Genomic DNA, 19,630 nt, shown 5'->3' with positions numbered 1-19,630 from the left:
AGCTCCCGATGGCCCTAGTACCCGAGTGCGCGGTCGACGAGATGCAGCAGCGGTCGTCCGGCTTCGCTGCGCTGGATGTTTTCGCAGATCACCTGCGCAGCCGTGTCGGGCCGGGTTTCCGACGCGATATGCGGCGTGACGGTCACATTCGGATGCGCCCAGTACGGATGATCGGGGGGCAGCGGCTCGGTGCGGAACACATCCAGCGTGGCATGCCCCACTTGGCCGGTGTTCAGTGCCCGCAACAGCGCTTCGTCGTCAATCAGTGGGCCGCGGCCGGGGTTCAGAATGCGCGCACCTTTTGGCAGAAGTGCCAGAGTGTCCGCGTTCAGAGTGTTTTCCGTGGCTGCCGTTTCAGGCAGCAGCAGGACGAGTAACTCAGCCTGGCTCAAGGCCACGCGCAGCCCGTCCGGTCCGTGCAGGCACGTGACACCAGACACGTCCTTGGCCGAACGGCTCCACCCTGTCACGTTGAAGTTTAACGCCGCCAGCGCCTGTGCCGCAGCCTGACCCAGGGCGCCAAGCCCCAGAACGCAGACCGATCGCTGTGTGGCAAGCGGAGGCGGATCCGGGGCCCATACCCCATCCTGGACCGTGATGTGTTGATCCATGCCCAGATGGTAGCGCAGAACGTGCCCCACGACCCATTCGGTCATGCCCTGGGTCAGACCGTGGTCGACCATCCGGGCCAGCGGTACGGTCAGCGTGTCGTTCGAGGCTATCTTCTCGACACCGGCCCATAGGCTGAGCACGGCCTTTGCGCGCGTGAAGGGCGTGAAATCAAGCAGCCCGCCATTGGGTGCATAGACGATGTAATCCACCCGATCGGGCGGCAGGTCGGTGGCGATAGTGGCTTTGATCCCTGCATCGGCCAGCCCGGTGTTCAGCAAGGGCTCGTAAACCGGCCAAAGTGCCGGGCGAGCGGAAAACAGGACGTTCACGGACATGGTCGGCCTTTCGGATCAACGAGGACGGTGAATATGAGCGCTTTGCACGATGCCGAAGGCGGCCATCAGAACCAACATGGCCGAGCCCCCATAGCTGACCATCGGCAACGGGACACCGACCACCGGTGCCAGCCCCATGACCATCGACATGTTGACGGCGAAGAACAGGAAGAAGTTCAGCGAAATACCCAGTGTCACCAATGACGAGTACCTGTCCTTGGTCGACAGCGCCGTGACGAGGCAGAAGATCAGGATCAGTCCGTAAAGCAGCAACAAGGTTGTGCCCCCGACAAAACCGAACTCTTCGGCCAGCGTCGTGAAGATGAAGTCGGTGTGCTTTTCGGGCAGGAAGTTCAGGCGCGACTGGGTGCCTTGCATGAAACCTCGACCGTTCCAGCCGCCGGATCCCAAGGCAATCTTGGACTGGGTGATGTGATACCCCGCGCCCAGCGGATCGGTCGAGGGGTCAAGGAATGTGTCGATGCGCCGGAATTGATAGTCCTTTAGCAATTGCCAATCGGTGCCACGGCTTTTGAACACCGTTGAAATCAAGCCGACACCCGCCGCGATGACCGCTGCGAAATAGGCCCAATGCACGCCCGCCAGAAACATCAGGCCTCCTCCGGCCGCCAACAGCAGGATTGCAGTTCCCAGGTCGGGCTGGCGCAGCACCATGAAGGTCGGGATCAGGATCAGGACAACCGGGATCAAGACCCAAACCGGGCGCGAGGTTTTGTAGGAGGGAAGCCAATCGTAGTAGGCCGCCAGCAACATGACCAAAGTCACCTTTGCCAGTTCGGAGGGCTGCAGGCGCATGAAGCCCAGGTCGATCCAGCGTTGCGCGCCCATGCCGATGGTGCCGAACAGCTCGACGAACAGCAGAAGCCCCAAAGATACAAGATAGGCGACGACGGACATGTTGCGCCAGAACCAGATCGGAACCAATGCGACGATGAACATGACCGTCAGGCCCAGGCCAAACCGTTCCATCTGTGGTTCCGCCCATGGCGACCACGAGCCGCCGGCCACCGAATACAGCATCAGAAAACCGGCACTTGCGACGCTGATCAGCAAAAGCGTCAGTGGCCAGTTCATGTACAGAACCTTGCGGATCCCCGTCGGCGTGGTCTTGACCGCATATTCAAGATAGCTCATGCGCGGTCCTTTTCGTCAGGGCGCGCTTTCGGGCGGCGATCGCCTTCCAGACGTTTCTGCTGTTCCTTGATGCGGTCGCGGTCGGCCACGGGATATGCTTCCAGCGGCGGGGTGCCGTTGTACAGAGCCTGCAGCATCACGTCCCGAGCCACGGGGGCTGCAGCCTTCGAACCGCCGCCGCCATGTTCGACCACGACGGCCACCGCATATTTCGGGTTGTCGTAAGGGGCAAAGCTGACATACAGCGCGTGGTCCCGCCGTTCCCAGGGCAGGTCTTCGTTGCGGATGACCCCGGCGGCCCGTTCGGCCTTGGTGATGTTGCGCACCTGGCTGGTGCCGGTCTTGCCGGCCATCCGGAATTCGTCTGCGATGATCCGGCTGCGATAAGCGGTTCCGCGACGGTCGTTCGAGACCTTGTACATCGCCTTGCGCACCTGATCCAAGTTGGCCGGATTGACGTCCAGCGGCTCGCCCGCGCCCGAAGGCTGTTCGACCCCGTCGACACTGCGGATCAGACGCGGTGTCACCGATCGGCCGGTCGCGATGCGCGCAGTCATGACGGCCAGTTGCATTGGCGAGGCCAACATGAAGCCCTGCCCAATCGAGGCATTTGCCGTGTCGCCGACCAGCCAGTCCTGTCCGTGGGTGGTCTGTTTCCATTCCTGGTTCGGCGCCAGACCGGCCGCCACGGCAGACATCGGCAGGTCGTGTTTGATGCCCAAACCGAACTTGCGCGCCATGTCCGAAATCTTGTCGATCCCGACCCGCAGGGCCACGTCGTAATAGTAGACGTCGCAACTGCGCTTCAACGAGGTCTCCAGATCGACCATCCCGTGTCCGCCGCGTTTCCAGCAGTGGAACCGCCGGCTGCCCACCTTCAGGTAGCCGGGACAATAGACGGTGTTGCCCGGACCGACCACGCCGGCCTCGAGCGCGGCCAGCGCGGTGATCATCTTGAAGGTCGAACCGGGCGGGTAGGTGCCCTGAACCGTCTTGTTGGCCAGCGGGCGGTGGTTGTCCTGGGTCAGAGCCTGGTAGTCCGCGACCGAGATCCCACGCACGAACAGATTGGGGTCGAAGCTGGGGGTCGAACTGATGGCCCGCAGGTCGCCCGTCTCACAGTCGATCACGACCACGGCGGCGCTTTCGCCGGCCAGCCGGGCCTGCGCGTATTCCTGCAGGTCGGCGTCGATGGTCAATTGCAGGTCAGCGCCGGGCTGGCCTTCGCGGCGGTCAAGTTCCCGCATCACCCGGCCAGTCGCGTTGACCTCGACTCGCTTGGCGCCCGCCTTGCCGCGCAGCAGGTCTTCCTTCTTGGCCTCAAGCCCGACCTTGCCGATCTGAAAGCGCGGGATCATCAGAACCGGCTCGGGGTCTTCCATCTTGCTCAAGTCGTAGTCGCTTACCGGACCCACATACCCGACCACATGGGCGAAATCCTCGTAGCGCGGATACTGGCGGGTCAGGCCGACCTCGGGCGTGACGCCGGGAAGGGCCGGGGCATTGATCGCCACCTTCGAGATATCTTCCCAGGTGACCTGGTCGGCCAGCGTAACGGGCAGAAACGGCGCCGTGCGTTTCATCTCGGCTTTGGCCCGCTCGATCTCGTCTTCGTTCAGCGGGATCAGCTGTGACAGATTGGCAATGACCTTGTCGACGTCGCCCGCATCCTCGCGCACGATCACGATGCGGTAGGACGGCGCATTCTGCCCGATAATCTGACCATTGCGGTCATAGATGCGTCCTCGGGTCGGCGGAATGAGCCGGATGTTGATGCGGTTTTCTTCGGCCAACAGGCGGTATTGGTCGGCCTGATCGACCTGCATGTAACGCATGCGGGCCGCCAGGCCGCCGACAAATGCGAATTGCATACCCCCCAGCACCAGCGCGCGCCGGGTCAGCCTTTTGTATGCGGCACCTTGTGTTTTGGGTGTGCGTTTCATGAGCGTGTTCCCACAGTGGCAACATCTACCGCAGATGGCCTGCGGACGCCAAATATGGTTTGGCTGAATGCAACAACAAGCGGGTAGGCGAGGACCGTGAAGACCACTTGCACAAACACCGGGCCAATGCTGGCCTGACTGACGGACAGCAGGGCCAGAACCGTCCGGTTGAAGGTAAAGATCGCCGCGATGACGACGCCCACCGTCGTCCACTCGCCTACAAATCCGACGTCGCGCATTCCGGGGCCTGCCGACCGCAGATAGGCGGAACCGATGACGACGGATGCCGCCAGCAGCCCCGGCGGCCGTTGCAGCAGCAGGTCGGCCATCAGCATGACCGCCGCGATGCTGAGTGTCGGTACATATTCGGGCCGCCTGAGGACCCATGCAAAGGTCAGGCAGATCAGGAAGTCAGGAAAGGGGAGACGACCCGGTTGCGTGTTCAGAGGCAACAGGTGAAAGAACATCACCGTCAGAGCGAGGAACAGGTACAGGCCCCTCATCAGCCACAGACGTGACGTGGCACTATCCATCGGCGGCCTCCTCGGTCGGGAGAAGAGCCTCGGGGCGCGGAGGTCCGACGATGCCGCCCGGGTCTCGGATCGGGGCGGCCGAGTGGTAGCGCAGGACGCGCAGGAATTCCAAACGCTCGAAATCCGCGGACAGTCGGACGCGCAGACGCCCCCCCGGATCGGCGGCGATCTGGCCGATCAGAAGGCCCGCAGGAAATACGCCGCCATCGCCTGAGGTCACCACACGGTCGCCGGGCCGCACCAGTTCGCGACTTTCCAGAAACTCGACGGCTGGGGCAGGGGTATTGTCACCGGTAATCAACGCGGTCTGGCCGGAGGGCTGGATGGTGGCGGGAATCGCGCTTGAGGCGTCGGTCAACAGGATGACCCGCGCGGTATCCGGACCAACGCCAGATATCCGGCCCACCAGCCCGATGCCGTCCATGGCGGCCCATCCGTCGACGATCCCGTCACGCTCGCCGACATTCAGCAAAACAGATTGCCGAAACGGCGAGCCGCTGTCGGCCATGACGACCCCGGTTATATAAGTCAGACGGGGATCCAACCGAACATTGTTCAGGTCCAGAAGCCGCGCGTTTTCCTGCTCCAACTGCAGGGCCGCCTCTTTCCAGGCGCGCATGCGGCGCAGTTCACTGCGCAGTTCCTGGTTCTGCTCGCTCAGCCTTTGGTAGCTTTGGAAATCCCGTACAAGGTTTATGGCGGCCGTGACCGGAACCATCGCCCATTCCATCGAGGGCACAACGGCATCCACCACTTGGGCCCGGAACCTTTCGACCCGCGGGCTGTCGATGCGCCAAATCAGGAATATGCCAAGCAGGCACAGAACAACGATCCCCATGAACAAGCGGCGCAGGGGGGTGGTGTAGTCGTCGCGCTGTGCTCGGTCTTTTGCCACAGGACTCCTTCCCGTGCTGCTCGTGCCCGATCTTGAACCCTCAGATCAGAGGGTGCGCGCCTTAGCTTTCGTAGTCAATCGCGTGGCGCAGCTGTTTTTCGTATTCCAGTGCCTTGCCAGTGCCCAAAGCCACACAATTCAGGCTTTCGTCGGCAATCGACACGGCCAATCCGGTCTGTTCGCGCAGGGCCAGGTCCAGATCACCCAGCAGCGCGCCGCCACCGGTCAGCATCACGCCTCGGTCCACAATGTCCGCGGCCAGATCCGGCGGGGTGGTTTCCAGTGCGGTCATCACCGCCTCGCAGATCTGCTGGACGGGTTCCGACAGAGCCTCGGCCACCTGGGCCTGGCTGATCTCGATTTCTTTGGGAACACCGTTCAGCAGGTCGCGTCCGCGGATGTGCATTGACTGCCCGCGCCCGTCATCGGGCATCCGGGCGGTTCCGATCGTGGTCTTGATCCGCTCGGCGGTGGATTCCCCGACCAGCAGGTTTTGCTGACGGCGCAGGTACGAGATGATCGCCTCGTCCATGCGGTCGCCACCCACGCGGACCGAGCGGGCATAGACGATGTCGCCCAGTGACAGAACGGCCACCTCGGTGGTGCCGCCGCCGATATCCACGACCATGTTGCCTGTCGGGTCGGTGATGGGCATCCCAGCGCCGATGGCGGCGGCGATCGGCTCGGCGATCAGGCCAGCACGGCGTGCTCCGGCGGACAGAACCGACTGGCGGATCGCGCGTTTCTCAACCGGCGTTGCACCATGCGGTACGCAGACGATGATCTTGGGCTTCGAGAAGGTCGAGCGCTTGTGCACCTTGCGGATGAAGTGCTTGATCATTTCCTCCGCGGTGTCGAAATCGGCGATCACGCCCTCGCGCATTGGGCGGATGGCCTCGATCGAGCCAGGGGTGCGGCCCAGCATCAGCTTGGCATCCTCGCCCACGGCCAGAACCTTCTTGACGCCGTCCTTGACATGGTAGGCTACAACCGAGGGTTCAGACAGGATCACGCCGCGCCCCTTGACGTAGACCAGCGTGTTGGCCGTCCCGAGGTCGATGGCCATATCCGCTGTGAACAGGCCGCCCAAACTGTCAAAGATGCCCATATTCCCCTGATCCTGTCTGTCAGATGTTTTCTACTGCCCGCGACTCGACGGTTCCGGGACGGATGACTTATAGGGTGCCATGACGCCCGGTTAAAGGCCTGATTCCGCGTAAATCAGCACCTTTCCGCCTCTTTGACAGGGACTTTAGAAGGCAACATGCTCTCATATCAACACATTTACCACGCGGGAAATCTGGCGGACGTGCAAAAGCACGCTTTGCTGGCATGGATGCTGGACTACATGACCCGCAAGGACAAGCCGATCAGCTATCTCGAGACCCATTCGGGGCGTGGTCTGTACCACCTCGATGCGGCCGAGGCCGTGCAGACCGGCGAGGCGGCGGCAGGGATCGGACGCGCGCTGAGCAACGGGTGGTTTGCCGACGATCACCCGCTGGCTCGCGCGTTGCGCTCGGTGCAGGCGCAGTTTGGCGAAACGGCCTACCCGGGCTCGCCGCTGATTGCGGCAAGCCTGCTGCGTCCGCAGGACAGTCTGCATTTCGCCGAGCTTCATCCGCAGGAATACGCGGCGTTGAAAAAAGCGCTGACCGGGCGTGGGGCCAGGACCTACAGGCAGGACGGGTTCGAACTCGCCCAGTCTGTCCTGCCGCCCACACCTCGGCGCGGGATGATGCTGATTGACCCCAGCTACGAGGTAAAGGCGGATTATGGCCGCCTGCCGGGGCTGATCGCCAAGTTGCACCGCAAGTGGAACGTGGGTCTCATTGCCCTGTGGTACCCGATCCTGACGGACGATCGGCACGTTTCGATGGTGTCGGCACTGAAGGGCTTGGACCTGCCCAAAACGTTTGTGCACGAAGTTCGGTTTCCGCCGGCGCGTGAGGGTCACCGGATGATCGGTTCGGGCATGTTCGTGGTCAACGCACCCTTCGGGATCGAAGACGAGGCGGCGCGTCTTTCCGACCTGTTCGCAAAGATCTGACGGCGCTTCAGGGGGCGATGGCCTCCCGCCCCGTTTGACAGCATCAAAGATGCCGCCAAACGTGTTGGGCCCGGCACCGCGCCTTGGCGCGGTGCCGGGCCCAAGGCCGTCAGGCTGCGCGGCGAAGCCGGGCTGCCGCGGGCGCGGGAGACCTGCCTGCCATTTCTGATCAGGTCAGATCCTTGTAGCTGATCTCGCGGGCATCCGCGCCGGGGCCGGCCTTTTCGCGGCGCATGATCAAACGGTTCAGTGCGCTGATATAGGCCTTGGCCGACGCCACCACGGTATCCGTGTTCGCGGATTGGCCCGTGGCGATCATGCCGTCTTCCTCCAAACGGACGGAAACGGTGGCCTGTGCGTCGGTGCCTTCGGTCACGGCATGCACCTGGTACAGCTGCAGATGCGCCTTGTTCGGGTAGATGGCCCGGATCGCCTTGAAGGTGGCGTCGACCGGTCCGTCGCCGTGCTCGGTGGCGATCACATCCCTGCCGTCGACCTCCAGTTCGACCGTCGCTTCGGCCTGACCGCCGGTGCCGCAGGTGACTTTCATCGAGACCAGTTGCAGGTGGTCGTTAGCCTCATCATCTGCACTCATCAACGCGATCAGGTCGTCGTCAAACACCTCTTTCTTGCGGTCGGCCAGATCCTTGAACCGCACGAAGATGTCCTTGAGCTGGTTGTCTCCGATCTCGTAGCCCAGCGTTTCCAGCTTGTCGCGGAGCGCGGCCCGCCCGGAATGCTTTCCCAACGGAAGCGAGGTGCCCGAAAGGCCGATATCCTCGGGGCGCATGATCTCGAAATTCTCGCGGTTCTTCAGCATGCCATCCTGATGGATGCCGCTTTCATGCGCGAAGGCGTTCTTGCCGACGATCGCCTTATTGAACTGCACCGGAAAGCCCGAAACCGTCGCCACCCGACGCGAGATGTGCATGATCTTGGTGGTGTCGATGCCCGTCTTCCACGGCATGATGTCGTTGCGGGTGCGCAGGGCCATCACGACCTCTTCCAGCGCGGTATTGCCCGCGCGTTCGCCCAGGCCATTGATCGTGCATTCGATCTGCCGGGCCCCGCCTGCAACGGCGGCCAGTGAGTTGGCGGTCGCCATGCCAAGGTCGTTGTGGCAATGGGTGGCGAAAATCACTTCGTCTGCGCCCGGAACGGTTTCGATCAGACGTTTGATCAGGTCCGCGCTTTCAATCGGCGCGGTGTAGCCTACCGTATCGGGTATGTTGATCGTGGTCGCGCCGGCCTTGATCGCAATCTCGATCACGCGGCACAGATAGTCCCATTCGGTCCGGGTCGCGTCCATCGGCGACCATTGCACATCTTCGCACAGATTGCGGGCGTGGCTGACGGTCTCGTGGATCTTTTCGGCCATCTCGTCCTGCGTCAGGTTCGGAATCGCCCGGTGCAGCGGCGAGGTGCCGATAAAGGTGTGGATCCGGTTCTTTTCGGCGTGTTTCACCGCCTCCCAGCAGCGGTCGATATCGGCGAAATTCGCACGAGCCAGGCCGCAGATGCGGGCGTTCTTGGCGCGCTGCGCGATTTCCGAAACGGCCTTGAAATCACCCTCGGAGGCGATCGGAAAGCCGGCCTCGATGATGTCGACGCCCATGTCATCCAGAAGCTCGGCGATTTCCAGCTTTTCGTCATGGGTCATTGTTGCGCCGGGGCTTTGCTCGCCGTCGCGCAAAGTGGTGTCAAAGATCAAGACGCGGTCTTGGTCGGTCACGTTGGTCATGGGAGTCACTTTCTTGTCTGTCCTAAAGCCATTGGCGCGCAGGCGTCCTCCTCTGAGCGGGCGCGCCGGATGGCACGCTCAGAGGCGGATTAGGATCAGTAGGCCACGCAGAGCAGCGCCGGCGGACGCGGCGAAAGCAAAAGGGATATCTGCGCGGATGATCATGGGTCCGAGGTTATACACCCCGAACCGGGAATGAAAAGAAGGAAAATGCGCGGCTGTCCGATTTCGCGAAAGGATCGGAAACGGGGATTGATTGCGTGGGCAACTCCGCTAGCTGGAGGGAGATGAGAAATGCTTTGGTCTTAGGTGCAAGCGGCGGGATCGGCCGGGCCGTCTGCAATGAGCTTCTGTCGCGGTCGGTTCATGTGGTCGGTCTGTCGCGGTCGGAAAACGGGCTGGATCTGATGCAGCCGGAACTGGCCGATGAGATGCTGGGCCGGATCGAAGGACCGTTCGACCTTGTTCTGGTCGCGTCCGGCGCGCTCGAGATCGACGGGGCGGAACCGGAAAAGACCATTCGGGCGGTTTCGGCCAAGGCCATGATGGATCAGTTCGCCTTGAACGCGGTGGGACCGGCCCTGGTGCTGAAACACGCGCATCGCCTGTTGCCGCGCAATGGCCGATCGGTGTTTGCCGTGCTGTCTGCGCGTGTGGGTTCGATCGGGGACAATCGTCTGGGCGGTTGGGTCAGCTATCGCGCGGCCAAGGCGGCGGTGAACCAGATCGTGCATACGGCCGCAATAGAACTGGCCCGGACCCACAAGGATGCGATCTGCGTCGCCCTGCACCCCGGAACGGTCAAGACCCCGTTCACGCAGAAATACCTGGGCCGCCATCCCGCGGTCGAGCCGAGTGACGCCGCCCAAAACCTTCTGCGGGTTGTGGATGGTCTTACGGCTGATCAGACCGGCCAGTTTTTCGACTGGGCCGGCCAACCGGTTCCCTGGTAGCGGGCTATCCGTCCGATGGGGTGACTTCCGGGTCCTGTTCGGCCTCCGGCGCCTGCGGCTCGTTGCCCGATGGTTGCGCCGCGCCTGCTTCCGACAGAGCGCCGTTTTCCCAGGTGCCGCTTTCCTCTTCGCCATTGGCATAGCGCATTGTTCCAGAGCCCTGACGTTTGCCGTTCACGAAGTTGCCTTCATAAACATCGCCATTTGCATATGTCGCGACACCCGAGCCGGTGATTTTGCCCTCGGTCCACTGGCCGGAATACTTGAAGCCGTTCGCCATCACGACCTCGCCCTGGCCATGGCGCTGACCGTTCTGGAAATCACCGGTATAGACCGTCCCATCCGCGTAGGTGGCGGTACCCTTGCCTTGACGCACGCCGTCTACCCACTCGCCATCGTAGCGAGAGCCGTCGGCCCGGGTCAGAACGCCGGTGCCATGCGTTCGGGCATTCTTGAACTGCCCTTTGTAGATCGTGCCATTCGTGTAGGTCGCGGTGCCCTGACCTTCGATCACCCCCGCAACCCAGTCGCCGTCATAGGACGAGCCGTCGGGATAGGTAATCCGGCCTTTGCCATCGGCGAGGTCCGCCTTGAAGTCACCGACATAGACCGAGCCGTCGGGATAGGTCAGTTCGCCCAACCCTTCAATCTGACCGTTTTTCCAGTCTCCGGTGTAGACATAGCCATCGGTGCCAGTGAACGTACCCTTGCCGTGTCGGCGGTCGTCGACGAAATCGCCTTCGTAGGTATCGCCGTTCGCGTAGGTCGCCTTTCCCTTGCCCTGCCGGCGCCCGTCCACCAAGGCGCCTTCGTAAACGTCACCGTTGGCCTGTTTCAGTACGCCGGTTCCGGTGATCCGGTCCTCGGTCCATTCGCCGGAATAGATCATGCCGTCGGGCAAGGTCAGCGATCCGTTGCCCTGGCGCTGGCCAGCAACGATGTCGCCTTCGTATACCGCGCCGTCCGAATAGGTGATCTTGGCCTTGCCCTGGCGAACGCCGTCCACCCAGTCGCCATCATAGACATAGCCGCCGGGGTCGGTCATGACGCCTTTGCCGTCATGCTGGGCGTTCTTGAAGCCACCTTCGTAGCGCATTCCGTTTGCGTATTGCGCGATGCCGGTTCCGTTTATCGCGCCGTCGGTCCAGTCGCCCTCATAGGTGCCGCCGTCGGCAAAGGTGATCTTACCCTTGCCGTGCGGGCGACCTTTGACGAAATCGCCCTCGTAGACCGATCCATTGGCGTAACGCGCCACGCCCTTGCCCTGAATTTCTCCTTCGACCCACTCGCCGGTGTATTCAAAGCCGTCGGGCAGGCGATAGGTGCCCGTTCCGTGACGCAGCCCGTTTTCAAAGGTGCCTTCGTAGACTCCGCCCACATCGTCATCCGCGGTGATGATCTGGCCCTGCTGCGCGGACGCGGTCTGTGCGGCGATGCCCATTGCGGCAACGGCAATCGTTGTACGAAAAGCGTTCATGGTGGTCCCTGCCTGCCCGATTGTCCCGTGGTGCATTGGTTCGTGCAAAACTATGACACTGATGAAGGTCGGGCAACGGGTTTTGCCGCATTGGCCTTTCACTTGCGGCCTGATCTGCTAAATGCCTTTTCAGGTGACGAGGGCAAGAGGGCAAAGATGGCCGACCATTTCCGCATCACGCTGGCGCAGCTGAACCCGACGGTGGGCGACATTGCAGGCAACGCCAAAAAAGCCCGTTCCGCATGGGAGCAGGGCCGCGCTGCGGGGGCCGATCTGGTCGCTCTGCCCGAGATGTTCATCACCGGCTACAACACTCAGGACCTGGTTCTGAAGCCGTCGTTTCACAGGGCTGCCATGGCGGCTGTGCAGCAGTTGGCGGAATCCTGCGCGGATGGTCCGGCGATGGCCATCGGTGGGCCTTGGGTCGAGGGTGGCAACCTCTACAACGCCTATCTGATCCTCAGCCGGGGGCGGATCGTCAGCAAGGTGTTGAAACACCATTTGCCCAACGAGACTGTGTTCGACGAGGTTCGGTTGTTCGACGCCGGGCCGTTGGGTGGCCCCTATGCGGTGGGCAACACCCGCATCGGCAGTCCGATCTGCGAGGATGGCTGGCACGAGGATGTCGCCGAGACGCTGCAGGAGACGGGCGCCGAGTTTCTTCTGATCCCCAACGGATCACCCTATTTTCGCGACAAGCACGATGTGCGCCTGAACCAGATGGTGGCCCGTGTGGTCGAAACCGGGCTGCCGGTGATTTACCTCAACATGGTGGGCGGTCAGGACGATCAGGTTTTCGATGGTGGGACATTTGGCCTGAATCCCGGCGGCGAACTGGCCTTTCGAATGCCGGTCTTCGACGAGGCGGTGATGCAGATCGATCTGCGGCGCGGTGATGAAGGATTGGCCATCGTCCCCGCCGAAATCGCCGAGCAGCCTGACGCGTGGGAGCAGGACTATCGCGCCATGGTGCAGTCGCTGCGCGACTATATGGGCAAGACCGGGTTTTCCAAAGCGTTGCTGGGACTGTCCGGAGGGGTTGATTCCGCGCTTGTTGCCGCCATCGCGGTTGACGCTCTCGGAGCAGACAATGTGCGTTGTGTGATGCTGCCGTCGGAATACACCAGCGCCGAGTCGCTGGAGGATGCCGAAGCCGTCGCCAAGGCGCTGGGTGTGCGATACGACTACGTTCCGATCAGCCAGTCCCGCGCCGCCGTCACCGAGACCCTGGCGCCGCTGTTTGACGGTCTTCAGGCCGACATTACCGAGGAGAACATCCAGTCCCGTCTACGCGGTCTGCTGTTGATGGCGATGTCCAACAAGTTTGGCGAGATGCTGCTGACCACCGGCAACAAATCCGAAGTGGCGGTCGGCTATGCCACGATCTATGGCGACATGAATGGCGGCTACAATCCGATCAAGGATCTGTACAAGACCCGGGTGTTCGAAACCTGCCGCTGGCGCAATGCCAATCACCGCGACTGGATGAAAGGACCGGCCGGCGAGGTCATTCGCCCCTCGGTCATCGACAAACCGCCCAGTGCCGAGCTGCGCGAGGATCAGAAAGACAGCGACAGCCTGCCAGACTATCCGGTTCTGGATGGTATTCTCGACATCCTGGTTGATCAGGATGGCTCGATCGCGGATTGTGTGGCAGCCGGGTACGACGAGGCTGATGCCCGACGTGTCGAGCACCTGATCTATATCAGCGAATACAAACGCTTTCAGTCCGCGCCGGGCACGCGCCTGACACCTCGGGCCTTCTGGTTGGATCGGCGCTATCCGATCGTGAATCGCTGGCGCGATCCGAGCTGACGGAAACTGCGGCTGAGCGCCCTTTGTCCGGGCCCGGGTGTTTGTTTGCAAATCGGCAGTAATGACGGGGCTCCACTCTGACTGTTCTGCGGGTGGGGCGGTATTGCTGACAGCGCTTGGTCGCATCCTTGTTTTTTGGACATTTTTTTGCCATAGTTTAGGGCCGATCTTGCCACATATTTTGAAAGATCGGCGCGCGGGGGCCGGGCATTGATCTGTCGGCCGAAGCGCAGTTGAAGACCAAGTTTTCTGGTGACGCATCCGTGGTGGGGTGCCGGTTATAAGGTTTAGGTGGTCCGATGGTTGATGGATATGACAAACCGCTGCATGCGGCGTTGAGGTACAAGACAATGGAGACGCCGGCGCGCGAATTGGATGAGGCGCGTCTGGAAGCGGCAATCGCCGGTGTGTTGGCTGAGGCTGACGCAGACAGCGAAGAACCGTCCGAAGAGTTCTCAGCCAAACACCCGGAATTGCCCGAGCTTCAACCCGACGAGACCGAGACAGAGACCCAAAACTCGGGTGTCGCAGCTTTGTTGCGTCAGAAATGGGCCGAGTTCTCGGGCGCGGCCTGAACCGCGTGCCGGTCTGGTTCCATTGTGGCGTTTGCATCGACGCCACACAGCCGAACAAAGTGATGCTTTTTCTGTTATTCAGGATTGCCGGATGACGTTTGCCAAGGCTCGATGAAGCTCGTGTCTGACTAGCAAGTTCCGTTGATGCCCGGCCCCAAGCCCAACCCTGTTGAATCCGATCTTTGCCTGCCCAGATCCGTTGACGTTGTGATCGTCGGCGGAGGGATTATCGGTGTCTCAACCGCGCTGGAACTGGCGGAACGTGGCAATTCCGTCCTCTTGTGTGAAAAGGGCCAGATCGGCGCCGAACAGAGTTCAAGGAACTGGGGCTGGGTCCGCTTGGGGCTGCGCGACCCGCGCGAAATACCGTTGATGACCGCGTCGCTCAGGATCTGGCAATCGCTTGATGAGCGGATCGGACGCAAAACCGGCTATTTGCAATCCGGCATTCTGTTCGGTGCGCGGACCGACCGGTCCGCAGCTGATATGGAACGCTGGTTGCGAAACCTCGAAGGCTACCAGACCGGAGCGCGCATGGTTTCCGGATCCGAGTTGGAACAGCACATGCCCGGCCTCAAGACCAAGCTGAAGGCCGCGCTTTTCACGCCGCAGGACGGACGGGCCGAGCCGCAATGGGTTGCTCCGGCGTTGGCCGAGGCGGCGCGCGACCAGGGCGCGGTCATCATGGCGAATTGCGCGGTACGCTGCCTCGACCTGCAAGCTGGTCGTGTTGCCGGGGTTTGCACGGAACGGGGGCGGGTCGCTTGCGATCAAGTGGTTCTGGCCGGGGGGGCTTGGTCGCGGTTGTTTGCGGGTAACGAAGGAATCGCCCTGCCACAGCTGAAGGTGCTGAACACGGTTCTGCGGACCTCGCCTGTGGAACCGGGTCCGGAAACAGCTCTTTGGTCGGATGATTTTGCCATTCGAAAACGTGCCGACGGCGGGTACACGATCGCCTCGGGCCATGAAAACACGGTGGATATCGTGCCCGACAGCTTTCGGTTGGCCGCGAAATTCCTGCCGGCATTCGCGCAGGAATGGAAATCGCTGAGATTCCGCCTGTCGCACCGCTGGACCATTGAGGCGCGTCAGCGCCGGTCATGGGCGCCCACCGACGTAACCCCGTTCGAACTCTGTCGGATACTGGACCCCGAGCCGTCGCAGAAGGCGCTCCGCAAGTCATGGGCCAAGGCCCGTCAGGCGCTTCCGGCACTGGTTGGTGCCGAGATCGTGCAGAGCTGGGCCGGGATGATCGATGTGACCCCGGATTCAATCCCGGTCATCTCGAACGTGCAGGAAATCCCGGGACTGGTGATCGCAACCGGATTTTCGGGACATGGATTTGGCATTGGCCCTGGTGCCGGCCGCCTGGTGGCCGATCTGGTGACGAACACAGCGCCTTGTGTGGACCCGGCCGCCTTTCGACTGTCGCGGTTTTCGGACGGTACGAAAGTACGGCCGGACCCGGGGTATTGATCAGCCCATCATCTGATAGCTGACGGGTACAAAGCGGAAGCCTTCGCCGCGCGGCTCGACATAGCCGGCGGCCGGGAAAGGCATGTGGTAGCCGATCATCGGGACCTTGTCGGCGGCCAGCATACCCAACACGTTCCGACGCGATGCGGTGGCCGCCGCCTTGTCCATGTCAAACCGGACTTCCCATTCCGGATGCGCGAAGGACCAGACATAGTGATTGGCAAGATCGGCGGTCAGGATCAGCCGCTGACCGTTGCTTTCGAGATGATAGATCATATGGCCAGGCGTATGCCCGAAGGCCGCCATGGCGGTCACGCCGGATGCGACCTCGCCACCGTCCTCGATGAACGACATCTTTTCAGCCATCGGGGTGACCTTGGCTGCCACAAGGTCGCCGACGCGGTTGCCGGCCTCCTGTGCTGACCAGAAATCATACTCGGCCGCGGCGGTCACATAGCGTGCGTTCGGAAAGGTCGCGGCATCGTTGGTCGTCATGCCGCCAATGTGGTCGGGGTGCATGTGGGTCAGCACGACAACGTTGATCGCCTCGGGACCAACGCCCGCATCGGCCAAAGCCTTCTGGATACCGCCTTGGCCCAATCCCGTGTCAAACAGGATCAGTTCGGATCCGGTATTGACGAGCGTTGGCGTGAAGAAGAACTGGGCAATGTCGGGCGAGATGAAATTGTCGGCCGATACCTTGGCAAACTCCTCGTCTGACGCGCCACCGCCGAAAATCTCTTGGGCGCCGTCTCGCGGCAGGCTGCCATCCAAGAGGGTCGTGACCGTGAAATCGCCCAGTTGAAAGCTGCGGGCGACGGTCGAGTTGGCCTTGGTTTCGGCCCCGGCAGCCAGTGACTGTGTCGCGATAGATGCAAAAGGTAGCGCAGCGGCGGTGCCCAAAGCGGCCCGGCGGGTCAGTTTCATGGTCATTTCAAAGTCTCCCTGTCAGATTACGTGCGACGAATTAGAACGCTTTCGGATAATTGCCACTTTTCAACTCTACCATATGGGCTGCGCGTTGGCCGATCGCATGTTAAATCTTGTTCATGTCCCGCTCAGGAAACAAAACCGTTCCGACGGATCAAAGCGTCCACGAATTCTTGGCGGCGATCCTGCCGGCCGCGCGCGCTGCGGAGGCGCAGAGGCTGAACACCCTGTTTGAAACCGTCACCGGGTTTCGGCCAGTCATGTGGGGGCCATCCATCGTTGGATACGGGCGGTATGACTACCGCTACAAGTCCGGGCGGGAAGGCACGTTTCTTGCCACCGGGTTTTCCCCACGCAAGGCCGCGTTTTCGATCTATATCATGCCGGGCTACTCCGATTTCGGCAGTATTCTGGCGCGCCTGGGCAAGCACAAGACCGGCAAGTCATGTCTGTACGTGAACAAGCTGTCGGACATAGTCGAGGACGTGCTGGCCGAATTGATCCGCGCAGGGTTGGATGACCTGTCATCACGTTGGCCGATCAAGTCCGAGTAAACGGCAAGCATTCGCACCGCCTTCTGGACAAAAACGCGCTCATGTGACATGAGCCGCGCCAACAGGAGACATCCATGACAACCACCCGTTTCGCCCCTTCGCCCACCGGTTATATTCATGTGGGCAACCTGCGCACCGCGCTGATGAACTATCTGATCGCCCGCAAGGCCGGCGGCACATTCATCCTGCGCATCGACGACACCGACCCCGAGCGGTCGAAGGAAGAATATGTTGATGCGATCAAGCAGGATCTCGAGTGGCTGGGTCTGCACTGGGATCGGGTCGAACGTCAGTCGGACCGGCTGGACCGCTATGCGGAAGCCGCCGACAAGCTGCGCGAGATCAGCCGGTTCTACGAAGCCTTTGAAACCCCGACCGAGCTGGACCTCAAGCGCAAGAAGCAGCTGAATATGGGCAAGCCGCCGGTTTATGACCGCGCTGCCCTGAACCTGTCGGAGGCGGGAATAGAGGCGCTGCGGGCCGAACGCGGCAATGGCGTGTGGCGGTTCAAACTGGATCATGAGCGCATCGAGTGGACGGACGGCATTCTGGGTGACGTGTCGATCGACGCGGCCTCGGTATCGGATCCGGTGCTGATCCGCGGCGACGGGCAGGTGTTGTACACGCTGGCCTCGGTCGTGGACGACACCGAGATGGGCGTGACCGACGTGGTGCGCGGCGCTGACCACGTGACCAACACGGCGACCCAGATCCAGATCATCAAGGCGCTGGGCGGAACCGTCCCGCGTTTTGCCCATCACTCGTTGCTGACCGGCCCGCAAGGTGAGGCGTTGTCCAAGCGCCTTGGCACGCTGGCGCTGCGCGATCTGCGCGAGCAGGGTGTGCAGCCGATGGCGCTGCTGAGCCTGATGGCGCGGTTGGGCTCGTCCGACCCGGTGGAACTGCGCACCGACATGGCCGAGTTGATTGAAGGTTTCGACGTGACCCGGTTCGGGTCGGCGCCGACCAAGTTTGATGTGCAGGACCTGTTCCCGCTGACGGCCCGGTATCTGCAGACGCTGCCGCTGGAGAAGGTTGCCGACGCGGTGGCCGCGGCCGGTGTGCCCGATGAACTGGCCGAACCGTTCTGGATGATGGCGCGTGAGAACATCACCACGCTGAACGACCTGAAAGGCTGGTGGGAGCTGTGCCGCGACGGGGCCGAGCCGCTGATCGACGAGGAAGACCGCGAATTCGTTGCGCAGGCGATGGGACTGCTGCCCGAGGGGCCGTTTGACGGCGAGACCTGGGGCAAGTGGACGGCGGCCGTGAAGGAAGCGACCGGGCGCAAGGGCAAGGGCCTGTTCATGCCGTTGCGCAAGGCGCTGACCGGGATGGAGCGTGGCCCCGAGATGGCGACCTTTCTGCCGTTGCTGCAGGTCGTGCGGGCGCGAAAATAAGTCACCGCGCGGCGGTGCCGCCTTTGATCTGAACAAGAACCAGAGGCGGGTGCTGCAAGCGCCCGCCTTTCTCACGCGGTTTGAACGATCCGGGCCGAGACCCGGGACAGGTGCTCATCGACCAAGGCTGTTTCGTCGGGGTGAAGCTGTTGGTGGCGCGGATAACGCGGCTCGTGCCGGTCATTCAGGATCGGCGCGTCCCACCCGTCGGTCGTGGCGAAGAAACGCTCGACACCCGGCAAGCCGAAGGCGCGCAAGTACCCCTGCACCACAACGTCTATATAGCTGAGCAAAACCGGGTGGCTGTGCGTCGGGTCCTTGCGGTGCTGTTCCGGAACCGCATAGACCGCAATCTCGACCTCTGTCTTCAGAGGATGAGTTATGGCGTGGGTGGCGGGGATCCGATCATAGGCCCACTCCCGTTCATCCAGTGCCGCCCAGTCGTTTTTGGGGACATGTGCGATCATGCCGTCGATCTCGCAGTCGGGATCCGGCACCGCGGTCAAGAAGGCAACCGGGCGCAGATCGGTATGCCGCCACGCCCGGCGCCAGCCCTTGAGCCGCGCCGGTCGCGGGTCGGGAAAGTCATGCGTGGCAAGGTTTACGAGGCTGCCATAGCCAAAGAAATAGGGCTCTGCCATTTCGCGTGCTGTCCTTCTTGACGATTGATGTATGTCAAACCGTTTTTTTGCGGCCTGTGCAATAAGGCTGCATCTTGAAATTCGGGGGGAGGATCTGATGCGGATCACCAAACGAACAAATATCGCCGTACGGCTGTTGATGTATTGCGCTGCACATCCCGACCGGCTCGTCACGAAATCCGAGATTGCGGATGTCTGCAACATTTCGGAAAACCATCTGGCGCAAGTAATCAACCAGCTGGGTCAGCTGGGGTATCTGAGCACGCAGCGCGGTCGCAACGGTGGCATGACTCTGGGTCGGCCGGCGGACCAGATCCGGATCGGATCCGTCTTTCGCCATGTCGAGGGCAGTTTGCCGATCGCCGAGTGTTTTGCGGATGCCGACAACACCTGTCCGTTGACCGATGCCTGCCGCCTGCGTCTGGCGCTGCAGGACGCGGCCGAGGTCTTCTTTGCGTCGCTGGATGAAATATCGTTGGATGCTTTGGTTTGTGACAACGATCCGCTGCTGAAAATTCTGCAACCCGTAACCTGCGCGCGTTGAA

The 19,630-nt window shown here is 61.9% G+C and carries 18 protein-coding genes; 8 read left to right on the top strand and 10 right to left on the bottom strand.

Features of this window, described 5'->3' with window-relative positions; genetic code table 11:
• Positions 1-14: 14 nt before the first annotated feature.
• The 6 genes from AC2FNZ_RS01100 to AC2FNZ_RS01075 form a co-directional block, all read right to left on the bottom strand.
• On the bottom strand, positions 15-947 hold the full coding sequence (locus tag AC2FNZ_RS01100) for a 2-hydroxyacid dehydrogenase (protein WP_496839248.1): 933 nt from the start codon (positions 945-947) through the stop codon (positions 15-17).
• Positions 948-962: 15 nt separating this feature from the next.
• Positions 963-2,102: a rod shape-determining protein RodA gene (gene rodA, locus AC2FNZ_RS01095; RefSeq protein ID WP_170342118.1), complete on the bottom strand. Its 1,140-nt coding sequence runs from the start codon at positions 2,100-2,102 to the stop codon at positions 963-965.
• Positions 2,099-4,045 (bottom strand): penicillin-binding protein 2, encoded by a 1,947-nt coding sequence (mrdA, locus tag AC2FNZ_RS01090; protein WP_496839247.1) that lies wholly within the window; start codon positions 4,043-4,045, stop codon positions 2,099-2,101. The genes rodA and mrdA overlap by 4 nt, the downstream gene beginning before the upstream one ends.
• The gene (locus AC2FNZ_RS01085) at positions 4,042-4,578 is read right to left on the bottom strand and encodes a rod shape-determining protein MreD (protein WP_093963425.1); all 537 of its coding nucleotides are present in this window, start codon (positions 4,576-4,578) and stop codon (positions 4,042-4,044) included. The genes mrdA and AC2FNZ_RS01085 overlap by 4 nt, the downstream gene beginning before the upstream one ends.
• Positions 4,571-5,473: a rod shape-determining protein MreC gene (gene mreC, locus AC2FNZ_RS01080; protein ID WP_093963424.1), complete on the bottom strand. Its 903-nt coding sequence runs from the start codon at positions 5,471-5,473 to the stop codon at positions 4,571-4,573. The genes AC2FNZ_RS01085 and mreC overlap by 8 nt, the downstream gene beginning before the upstream one ends.
• Before the next feature lie 61 nt (positions 5,474-5,534).
• Complete coding sequence (locus AC2FNZ_RS01075; protein ID WP_093963423.1) at positions 5,535-6,581, bottom strand: rod shape-determining protein; 1,047 nt, start codon at positions 6,579-6,581, stop codon at positions 5,535-5,537.
• 156 nt (positions 6,582-6,737) lie between these two features.
• Between AC2FNZ_RS01075 and AC2FNZ_RS01070 the strand changes: the two genes are divergently transcribed.
• Positions 6,738-7,523, top strand: a complete 786-nt coding sequence (locus AC2FNZ_RS01070; protein WP_496839246.1) for a 23S rRNA (adenine(2030)-N(6))-methyltransferase RlmJ — start codon at positions 6,738-6,740, stop codon at positions 7,521-7,523.
• A 169-nt stretch (positions 7,524-7,692) separates the two neighbouring features.
• Here AC2FNZ_RS01070 and AC2FNZ_RS01065 read toward each other — a convergent pair whose 3' ends face one another.
• Entirely contained in the window at positions 7,693-9,264 is a 1,572-nt protein-coding gene (locus tag AC2FNZ_RS01065; protein ID WP_093963421.1) for a 2-isopropylmalate synthase, read from the bottom strand.
• Positions 9,265-9,551: 287 nt separating this feature from the next.
• On the opposite strand from AC2FNZ_RS01065, the gene AC2FNZ_RS01060 reads away from it, so the two are divergent.
• Positions 9,552-10,217 (top strand): SDR family NAD(P)-dependent oxidoreductase, encoded by a 666-nt coding sequence (locus AC2FNZ_RS01060; RefSeq protein WP_496839245.1) that lies wholly within the window; start codon positions 9,552-9,554, stop codon positions 10,215-10,217.
• 4 nt (positions 10,218-10,221) lie between these two features.
• On the opposite strand, the gene AC2FNZ_RS01055 is transcribed toward AC2FNZ_RS01060, so the two are convergent.
• Positions 10,222-11,694: an MORN repeat-containing protein gene (locus AC2FNZ_RS01055; RefSeq protein WP_496839244.1), complete on the bottom strand. Its 1,473-nt coding sequence runs from the start codon at positions 11,692-11,694 to the stop codon at positions 10,222-10,224.
• Between the two features lie 156 nt (positions 11,695-11,850).
• Here AC2FNZ_RS01055 and AC2FNZ_RS01050 point away from each other — a divergent pair, with 156 nt between their 5' ends.
• The 3 genes from AC2FNZ_RS01050 to AC2FNZ_RS01040 all read left to right on the top strand — a co-directional run bounded on the left by AC2FNZ_RS01050 (position 11,851) and on the right by AC2FNZ_RS01040 (position 15,560).
• A complete protein-coding gene (locus tag AC2FNZ_RS01050) occupies positions 11,851-13,509 on the top strand; it encodes an NAD+ synthase (protein ID WP_496839243.1) in 1,659 nt (552 codons plus the stop codon).
• Between the two features lie 299 nt (positions 13,510-13,808).
• Complete coding sequence (locus AC2FNZ_RS01045; RefSeq protein ID WP_496839242.1) at positions 13,809-14,084, top strand: hypothetical protein; 276 nt, start codon at positions 13,809-13,811, stop codon at positions 14,082-14,084.
• A 144-nt stretch (positions 14,085-14,228) separates the two neighbouring features.
• A complete protein-coding gene (locus AC2FNZ_RS01040; protein WP_496839241.1) occupies positions 14,229-15,560 on the top strand; it encodes an NAD(P)/FAD-dependent oxidoreductase in 1,332 nt (443 codons plus the stop codon).
• On the opposite strand, the gene AC2FNZ_RS01035 is transcribed toward AC2FNZ_RS01040, so the two are convergent.
• Positions 15,561-16,493 carry an MBL fold metallo-hydrolase gene (locus AC2FNZ_RS01035; RefSeq protein ID WP_170365310.1) on the bottom strand — a complete coding sequence of 311 codons (933 nt, stop codon included), beginning with the start codon at positions 16,491-16,493 and terminating at the stop codon, positions 15,561-15,563. It abuts the gene before it with no gap.
• Positions 16,494-16,609: 116 nt separating this feature from the next.
• On the opposite strand from AC2FNZ_RS01035, the gene AC2FNZ_RS01030 reads away from it, so the two are divergent.
• Together AC2FNZ_RS01030 and gltX are read left to right on the top strand one after the other, a co-directional pair.
• Positions 16,610-17,044: a DUF1801 domain-containing protein gene (locus AC2FNZ_RS01030; RefSeq protein ID WP_170342098.1), complete on the top strand. Its 435-nt coding sequence runs from the start codon at positions 16,610-16,612 to the stop codon at positions 17,042-17,044.
• A 74-nt stretch (positions 17,045-17,118) separates the two neighbouring features.
• Positions 17,119-18,444, top strand: a complete 1,326-nt coding sequence (gene gltX / locus AC2FNZ_RS01025) for a glutamate--tRNA ligase (RefSeq protein ID WP_496839239.1) — start codon at positions 17,119-17,121, stop codon at positions 18,442-18,444.
• Positions 18,445-18,515: 71 nt separating this feature from the next.
• On the opposite strand, the gene AC2FNZ_RS01020 is transcribed toward gltX, so the two are convergent.
• The gene (locus tag AC2FNZ_RS01020; RefSeq protein WP_496839237.1) at positions 18,516-19,085 is read right to left on the bottom strand and encodes a gamma-glutamylcyclotransferase family protein; all 570 of its coding nucleotides are present in this window, start codon (positions 19,083-19,085) and stop codon (positions 18,516-18,518) included.
• 97 nt (positions 19,086-19,182) lie between these two features.
• On the opposite strand from AC2FNZ_RS01020, the gene AC2FNZ_RS01015 reads away from it, so the two are divergent.
• Complete coding sequence (locus AC2FNZ_RS01015) at positions 19,183-19,629, top strand: RrF2 family transcriptional regulator (protein WP_093963764.1); 447 nt, start codon at positions 19,183-19,185, stop codon at positions 19,627-19,629.
• Position 19,630: the final 1 nt, after the last annotated feature.

This window comes from Ruegeria sp. SAZA006, from assembly GCF_059613465.1.
This window is presented reverse-complemented; position numbering and strand designations above follow the sequence as displayed.